Annotated in this window: 8 protein-coding genes; 4 read left to right on the top strand and 4 right to left on the bottom strand. The window is 56.6% G+C overall.

Translation table 11 applies throughout. The annotated features are described in order from the left end of the window. Nucleotides 1-307 precede the first annotated feature (307 nt). The gene (locus ACXPVS_RS20895; RefSeq protein WP_458511623.1) at nt 308-910 is read right to left on the bottom strand and encodes a TetR/AcrR family transcriptional regulator; all 603 of its coding nucleotides are present in this window, start codon (nt 908-910) and stop codon (nt 308-310) included. 141 nt (nt 911-1,051) lie between these two features. Between ACXPVS_RS20895 and ACXPVS_RS20890 the strand changes: the two genes are divergently transcribed. From ACXPVS_RS20890 to ACXPVS_RS20880, 3 genes are all read left to right on the top strand, one after another. Further along, nucleotides 1,052-1,612 (top strand): carboxymuconolactone decarboxylase family protein, encoded by a 561-nt coding sequence (locus ACXPVS_RS20890; RefSeq protein ID WP_458511622.1) that lies wholly within the window; start codon nt 1,052-1,054, stop codon nt 1,610-1,612. A gap of 226 nt (nt 1,613-1,838) precedes the next feature. Further along, nucleotides 1,839-2,714: a glutathione-dependent disulfide-bond oxidoreductase gene (gene yghU, locus ACXPVS_RS20885; protein WP_458511621.1), complete on the top strand. Its 876-nt coding sequence runs from the start codon at nt 1,839-1,841 to the stop codon at nt 2,712-2,714. Nucleotides 2,715-2,904: 190 nt separating this feature from the next. Further along, nucleotides 2,905-3,603 carry a haloacid dehalogenase type II gene (locus tag ACXPVS_RS20880; protein ID WP_458511620.1) on the top strand — a complete coding sequence of 233 codons (699 nt, stop codon included), beginning with the start codon at nt 2,905-2,907 and terminating at the stop codon, nt 3,601-3,603. A 171-nt stretch (nt 3,604-3,774) separates the two neighbouring features. Here the strand turns inward: ACXPVS_RS20880 and ACXPVS_RS20875 are convergent, their stop codons facing one another. Next, nucleotides 3,775-4,662 (bottom strand): alpha/beta hydrolase family protein, encoded by an 888-nt coding sequence (locus ACXPVS_RS20875; RefSeq protein WP_458511619.1) that lies wholly within the window; start codon nt 4,660-4,662, stop codon nt 3,775-3,777. A gap of 32 nt (nt 4,663-4,694) precedes the next feature. Further along, nucleotides 4,695-5,693, bottom strand: a complete 999-nt coding sequence (locus ACXPVS_RS20870; RefSeq protein WP_458511618.1) for an MBL fold metallo-hydrolase — start codon at nt 5,691-5,693, stop codon at nt 4,695-4,697. A 235-nt stretch (nt 5,694-5,928) separates the two neighbouring features. On the opposite strand from ACXPVS_RS20870, the gene ACXPVS_RS20865 reads away from it, so the two are divergent. After that, a complete protein-coding gene (locus ACXPVS_RS20865) occupies nt 5,929-6,513 on the top strand; it encodes a LysE family translocator (protein WP_458511617.1) in 585 nt (194 codons plus the stop codon). Here ACXPVS_RS20865 and ACXPVS_RS20860 read toward each other — a convergent pair. Beyond that, nucleotides 6,510-7,343 carry a helix-turn-helix domain-containing protein gene (locus ACXPVS_RS20860; RefSeq protein WP_458511616.1) on the bottom strand — a complete coding sequence of 278 codons (834 nt, stop codon included), beginning with the start codon at nt 7,341-7,343 and terminating at the stop codon, nt 6,510-6,512. The genes ACXPVS_RS20865 and ACXPVS_RS20860 overlap by 4 nt on opposite strands. Nucleotides 7,344-7,384 lie beyond the last annotated feature (41 nt).

Here is a 7,384-nt window from a genome sequence, read left to right as displayed (position 1 = left end):
GCAAGAAGTTGCGCAGTACTGCGCAACTTCTTGCGCACTTGGCTGTAGGCCTTGTCACATAAGGTCTGTAGCGGTTTTGTGGGGTGTTTTATTACGGTGTACTGCGCAACTTCTTGCGCACAATGGCGAAATAGTGGCGTTTAAGATTTGAGGGACATTGAAGTTTCAAAACCTAGAAATGTTTCTTTGATCCACGTCCGCACATCCTTTGTACGACCTCAATCCACATAGGAAGGCAATACGATTTTTGACGGGTGTCTTTCGGCTAATAGCGGACTATCACTAGGGCTAGGAGATCAGGATCAATTCAACCAGCTCGGTAGGCATCGAGCATGTCGGCCATGTCGTCAGCAAGCGCTGCAATCTGATCAGTGGGCACATTGCGCTCGGCAAACGCCCGCAAGCCGATGATCTGCGTCTGGAGCAAGCGGGCCAGCCTCGGGCACTCAACATCGGCACGCAATTCCCCCTGTGCCTTGGCCTGCTCCAGCACCTTACAAAGTCCCTGTTCGATGGTTGCGAGCATCGCCTCGACCTGGGTCCGTAATGCGGCGTCTTCGGTATTCACCTCAAGCAAAGTCTTAATCAGCATGCAAGCCTGCGCAGGTGCTTGCGCGTCGCCGCTACAGGGCTGGGAGAATGAGCGCAGGTAGCGCTTTAACCCTTCTACCAGGCCTGGAGATCCTTCGATTATCTGACGAAAGTCATCACTGGCACGGGCCGCGTAAGCCTCAAGCGCCTCGGCAAACAGACCACTTTTGCTGCCAAAGGTGGCATAGAGGCTACCAGGGCGCATATCCAGAGCCACCTCAATATGCTTCATCGAAGAAGCGTAATAGCCTCTGGACCAGAACAGTTCAACGGCTCTATCCAGGGCGACTTGGCGATCAAAGCGAGCAGTGCGGGACATCGTTGTCTCTCGGATAAAAGGCCTCAGTGTAACCGGTAGGCCTGAACTTGAGTGATCGCTCAATATTAGTTTGACTGCACCCCAAGCTGCAATTAGGATTGAGCCCATATTTGAATGATCACTCAAGAAAGGAAATATTCAATGAGCACTTTCACCCTGCACGACCAGAACAGCGCACCGGAAGCCGCCAAGCCCCTGCTGGAGAAGTCGCAGAAAGCCTTTGGCATGATCCCAGGCTTGCATGCGGTGATGGCCGAAGCCCCCGGTTTGCTCGAAGGCTATCAAGTGCTGCATGGCCTGTTTGTGAACAGCAGTTTCAGCGCCGATGAAAAAACTGTGGTGTGGCAAACGATCAACGTTGAGCATGCCTGCCATTACTGCGTACCCGCGCATACGGGTATCGCCAAGGCGATGAAGGTGTCGGACGAAGTGAGCAATGCGCTGCGTGATGAGACTCCGCTGCCCACCGCTAAGCTTGAGGCGTTGCGCGACTTTACTCTGGCCATGGTGCGCCAGCGCGGCGAGCTTGAGCCAAGGCAAGTGCAAGACTTCTATACAGCCGGTTATACCCAGCAAAACGTGTTGGAAGTCATCTTGGGCCTTAGCCAAAAAGTCATGAGCAACTACACCAACCACATTGCCCAAACGCCTATCGACGAAGCCTTCAAGCAATTCTCTTGGGATAAGAAGTCATCCCGCTAACAGCAGCAGTATCTGGCCCACCGTCGATACCGGTATCGGCCTGTCCACTGCCCAGCAGCGCTTTGGCAGCTACACGCGTATCTTGGAACAATTGGCCGAGATGTCTGATTGAGCAAGCCCGCAAAATGCTGTGGACGAGCGACCACACCCTGGCCAAATGGTTGTCCCAAACACAACAGAGCCCCAGCTTCGGGCCTGCTCCAAACATGAAAGAGAGATCAGAATCATGTCTGACACGAACAATTACGAACCACCCAGAGTCTGGACCTGGGACGCCGAAAATGGCGGGGAATGGGCCAAGACTAACCGCCCCATTGCCGGGTCCACACACGAAGCCACTCTGCCGCGGGGGGAGCATCCTCTACAGCTTTATTCGCTGGGCACGCCCAATGGCCAGAAGGTCACCATCATGCTTGAGGAGCTCTTGGCGCTGGGCGCAGTTGGAGCGGAATATGACGCTCACCTGATCCAAATTGGTGAAGGACAGCAGTTCTCGTCGGGTTTCGTCGACGTCAATCCAAACTCGAAAATCCCGGCTCTCTTCGATAGCACAACCGGCAGCCGTGTGTTTGAAAGCGGCGCGATCTTGCTCTATCTGGCGGAAAAGTTCGGACACTATCTGCCCAAGGACGCCGCGGCGCGTACTGAGGTCATCAACTGGCTGTTCTGGCTGCAGGGCTCGGCCCCCTATTTGGGCGGAGGGTTCGGGCATTTCTTCGCCTATGCGCCGGAAAAATTCGAATACCCGATCAACCGCTTCACGATGGAGGTGAAGCGCCAGATGGATGTGCTCGACCGCGAGTTGGCGGAGCACCGCTATTTGGGCGGAAACGAATACTCCATCGCCGACATTGCCACTTGGCCCTGGTACGGCAACCTGGTGCTGGGCCAGGCCTATGGCGCGGGCGAGTTTCTGCAGGTCGAAAGCTACAAGAACCTGCGCCGCTGGGCCGAAGAGATCCTTGAACGTCCCGCCGTTCAGCGTGGCCGCAAAGTAAACCGTACATGGGGCGAGCCGTCAGAGCAGTTGCACGAACGACATGACGCCTCGGACTTCGATCTGAAAACTCAAGACAAGCTGGACCCTGATGGCGTCGTTTGAGAAATAGCACACAGGACCTTGCTCAGCGTTTTGCCTAACTGACCGAGATGGGCGGAAGGCAGAGCGCTTGTCTACAAACGCCAAAAACGGCATCCCAGCGGGCCCAGGCCGGTATCTAGCATGTCAGGGCGCCCCCAACGAAAAGAGCCTGTGCGCAGAAGCGTGCAGCATGACGAAAAAGAGGTTATTCATGGCAGAGCACCCGTTCGCCCCGATCATCGTTTTCGACGTGAACGAAACCCTGCTCGATATCACCACGCTCGGACCGCTGTTCAAGCGTGTATTTGGTGATCAAGCCGTTTTGCGCGAGTGGTTTGCCCAACTGGTTCTCTACTCGCAAACCATGACCTTGTGCGGGCGTTACAGCCCATTTGGCGAACTGGCCGTGGGCACCCTGCGCATGCTGGCGACTATCCATGGCGCCACGGTCGAGGCTAGCGATGTTGATGAACTGCAGGCACGGATGAGCACTATGCCTGCGCACCCGGATGTACTGCCGGCGCTCAACAGCTTGCGTGATGCAGGCTTTCGACTGGTGACACTGAGCAACTCGGCGAGCGGATCATCATCTTCGGCACTCGAGCGTGCCGGGTTAGCGGAGTTCTTTGAGCGCAGCTTCAGTGTCGAGGCGGTTGGTAAATTCAAACCAGCCCCGGAAACCTACCAACTCGTGGCCAAGGAGTTGAATGTCGAGATGACGGACTTGCTCCTGGTCGCTTGTCATCTTTGGGATACGGCTGGGGCGCAAGCTGCAGGTTGTCATGGCGCATTGCTGACCCGACCGCACAACGCATTGCTGCCGGTATCCGAGATGCTCGTTCCGGACCTGGTCGCCGCGGAATTAGGCGACTTGACCAAGCAAATCATTCAGCGCTGGAGGGCCGCTTGATCGCGTGTCCTGCTGAGTAACGCTGGTAACCATCGAGAGGGTATGCCTGTGATAAGCAGGCACGGGCTGAATAGAGATTCGCCCGGCCACCAGCGACTAAGCCCCTTGCCAGTTGTTAGTCAACGGCAAGGGACGCGCTTCAAGCAACGTGAAGTAGCCGGGGGCGGGGGATCACTGAATGTGCTTCTTGACGAAGGTAGCGGTCGTCGAAATCAGCTCGTCGATCTGCTTCTCGTCTTTGCTCATGTTGAAGAAGTGATCCATGGGCCGGACAAGCAACTCATGTTTTCCAGGGTGATAGCTGATAAAGCTTTTTCCGAGGGTTGGCTGCGGAGAAACGATGTCGTCGTTAGTGCCGACCGCGACGAGCAGCGGCCCCTTGTAACGGGTGATCTCGGCGGCGGCATCGAGGGTCATCAAGCTGACGAAGAACGCGGATTTAAGCTTGACCTCGCCACCGGCAGGTAAGGCGAGTGCGACGGGGGTGTCACCGCTGTGCAGCGCTTCCTTGATCTTCTCGGCGCCCCACAGCATCGGGAAAGCGGCCCCCATATTGGTCGCGGGGTTCCAGAGTGCGACCGCGTCGAGTTCGTGCGGGGTCCGCCCTGCTACAGCAGCACCCACTGCGCCGCCCATGCTCCATCCAACAAGCGCCATGCGGCTGGCATCGACGCGCTTGGACTTGGCCAGATAGTCGAGCGCAGCCAGCCCATCCTCAACATCGGTATCGAGTGTGCCGTCGGCCTTGTCACCATCACTGTCGCCATCAAAGCGGTAATCGATACGGAGACTGGCAATGCCTTGTTCGGCCCAAAGACGCGCGGCACGGGCAAAAATACCTTCATTGACCGCCGCAATTATCAGCTCATCCCTACTGCCCCCGAAACTGTGGAGTAACAGGATTACTGGGGGGTTCTTAACGCCGTCGGGCAGGTTCAGAGTGCCGACAACGTTCAGTCCTTCAACGGAGAAATTGACTGTTTCTTCGGCCGCAGACGCGAAATAAGGGGCTGCAACCAGGCTTGCGAGAAGTACTGTACGGCTCAAAAAAGTAGGCATGGTGTGATCCTCAGCTAGAAGGAGGTAAAGGTTTATTTTTTGGTCTGGGGGGCATTGCCCGAAGATGCAGTCTGCGCTCCGAGCAGTCCGATAGCGCTGTACCAGAGCGGTCCTTGATTGATGCGATCTGGGTGGAGTTCGATCATCTTGTCGAAGAACTCAAGTGGGGTCGGTTTTTCGGCGAGTAGCGCTATGGCATCCAACAGGTAGTGGCGAGTCTGCTCCAGAATGACGGGATCATCGGCACGGTTTTTCTGTTTGTGCCCAGCAATAACGATGCGCGGTTTCAAAGCTTCTACTTGGTCGATCGCCTTAACCCAAGCTTGGAGACCACCATTGCCGCCTTCGAGTAGATATTGGTGGACACCGTTGTAGGCTACGTCGCCGGCCACCACCAGTCCCATGGACGGCACGAGCAGCACCGTGGTGTCGTCAGTGTCGGTATGACCGACATCTATCGCCTGGAGGGTATGGCCCTCAAGTGTGAAGCCTTCAGCCGGTATCGCTTGAGCAATAACATCGGTCTTTCCAATGAGCCCGGGAAAGTCCTTGTCATATACCTTTTCGCGTCCGACAGTAGCCTGCTGATGCATGAGTCGGATCGTGCCTTCGGTGGCATATACAGTGGCCCCTGGGAACCGTTCGAGGATCTGTTCAGTACCGAACCAGTGATCGCCATGTCCGTGAGTCACGTAGATGTATTTCAAGTGCTTACCGGATTGCGCAACCCAATCGCTGACCTTTTGCGTTTGCTCACGACTCATCGGCGGATCGATCAGCACCGCGTCGGTTTTTCCGTAGATCAGGGTGGAGGTGATCGGCGATGAAACGATGCGATCACCATTGGGTAGTCGTTTATCGCTCCCCCGAGTGACCCCGTCAGTGACGAGCACTTCATAGGACAATATCGAATGGGCGGACATATCGTTTTCTCCTGTGTTTTTCGCTACGACGGACTCGGCGGCGCCAGAGAAGCACGAGGCCGTGACCAAGATTGTGGTGACCAGTGCGCGAATGGAGTTGCTGGGCATAACAGACCTCTATCTAGTGAAGTGGGACGGAGGTTGGACATTTACTTGCGATGCTGATGTCAGATGCGTCATTGACCGAACGATTAGTCAAGTGTGGAGCGTAGCACTTGGGCATGAATCGGTAGAAACAGGGTGAACGTCGTCGCGGTACAACTGAGGGGTGTTTTGTTCAATACAGCCATCAACTCGGTCTTTACCTTGAGGCCTCGTTCAACTGAATTGAAGAAGGTCTGTGATGAGTCTGATTATCTCGATGGCGACGTTTGCACTGGTGGCCTCGATAACCCCTGGGCCAGTGAATATCGTGGCGTTGAGTTCCGGTGCGCAATTTGGTTTTCGCGCCAGTCAACGGCATGTGGCTGGGGCGACGTTGGGGTTCGTCGTGTTGTTGGTATTGATGGGGTTAGGGCTGCAAGAGGTGTTGCAGCGTTGGCCAGCGCTGACGCAGATGGTGCAATGGGCGGGTGTGGCGTTCCTGTTGTACATGGCCTTCAAGTTGGCCGCCGACAATGGGCATCTGGAGGCGAAGGCGTCAGGCCGTGCGCCGTCGATGTTGTACGGCGCCGTCATGCAGTGGCTCAACCCGAAAGCCTGGCTGGCTTGCGTGGCCGGCATGGGCGCGTTTGTGGCGGATGGCGAGGCGCGGCTGGTCTGGCAGTTTGCGGCGGTGTATCTGGTGATTTGCTACCTGTCCGTCGGCTGCTGGGCCTATGCCGGGACGTTCTTACGCGGCTATCTGAGTAACCCGGCGGGCATGCGCCTGTTCAATCGGAGCATGGCGTTTCTGCTGGCCGCGAGCGCGGTGTACCTGTTGATTTAGCCGCGATACTGTCCCGGTGTCGCCGCCAGATGTTGTTTGAACGCACGTTGAAGATGCGCCTGATCGGCAAACCCGGCTTCTAGCGCCACATCGGCGATCAGTTTGCCGCTGCGCAGTTGATCGCGGGCGAACTGGATGCGCCTGTTGACCAGAAAGGCGTGGGGCGTCATGCGGTAATGCTGCTTGAACGCACGGATCAAGTAGGACGGCGATAGCTGAGCTGCCTCGCAAATGTCTTCAAGCTTGAGCATGTACGTGCAGTTGTCGCGGATGTAATCGGCCGCCCGCTCCAGTTTGAAATTGGGCTCGCGCAGCGGTTGATCGATCGGATTGAGCCGCTGCTGTACGTCGGTGAAAAACTCCACGGCCGCGCTTTGCTTGCGCAACACGTCTTGCTGCACATCGACCAGCACTTTGTACAAACCCTTCAGGCCGGCAAACAGGTCGCTGTCGTGAGTGTGGGTAATGGAAAACCGGCGAAACGCCAAGTCTTGGCTGAAGCCTAGCTGATGCTGCAAATCGGTCAGCCAGGGTGTCTCGACGTACAGCATCAGGTACGACCACAGTTGGTCATCGATGGGATTGCAGGCGTGGACATCATCAGGATTCATCAGCACCACGGTGCCGGCACCGACCTGGAACTGCGATTGCTCGTGGAGGTAAGTACTGCGCCCGGCCGTGATCGCACCAATGGAAAAATGCTCGTGGGAATGCCGGGTGTAGCAAACGTCGCGGCCGTCGGCGATGGAGCGGGCTTCGATGAAGGGCAGGGCGTCGTCGCGCCAGAAGCGCGGGGCTTTGTCAGCGTCTTTGGCAACGGCGGGCTTCATGGTCAGCGTCCTCGGCAGGTCACCGAAGTGTATTAGTTCTC

This window comes from Pseudomonas sp. Ma2-10, from assembly GCF_054330215.1.
The sequence above is the reverse complement of the archived record's forward strand: the minus strand, read 5'-3'. Positions and strand labels throughout refer to the sequence as shown.

Excerpts from the sequence above, each read along its gene's own strand:
- ACXPVS_RS20895 (WP_458511623.1), bottom strand. The coding sequence starts at position 910 with ATGTCCCGCACTGCTCGCTTTGATCGCCAAGTCGCCCTGGATAGAGCC.
- ACXPVS_RS20890 (WP_458511622.1), top strand. The coding sequence starts at position 1,052 with ATGAGCACTTTCACCCTGCACGACCAGAACAGCGCACCGGAAGCCGCC.
- yghU (WP_458511621.1), top strand. The coding sequence starts at position 1,839 with ATGTCTGACACGAACAATTACGAACCACCCAGAGTCTGGACCTGGGAC.
- ACXPVS_RS20880 (WP_458511620.1), top strand. The coding sequence starts at position 2,905 with ATGGCAGAGCACCCGTTCGCCCCGATCATCGTTTTCGACGTGAACGAA.
- ACXPVS_RS20875 (WP_458511619.1), bottom strand. The coding sequence starts at position 4,662 with ATGCCTACTTTTTTGAGCCGTACAGTACTTCTCGCAAGCCTGGTTGCA.
- ACXPVS_RS20870 (WP_458511618.1), bottom strand. The coding sequence starts at position 5,693 with ATGCCCAGCAACTCCATTCGCGCACTGGTCACCACAATCTTGGTCACG.
- ACXPVS_RS20865 (WP_458511617.1), top strand. The coding sequence starts at position 5,929 with ATGAGTCTGATTATCTCGATGGCGACGTTTGCACTGGTGGCCTCGATA.
- ACXPVS_RS20860 (WP_458511616.1), bottom strand. The coding sequence starts at position 7,343 with ATGAAGCCCGCCGTTGCCAAAGACGCTGACAAAGCCCCGCGCTTCTGG.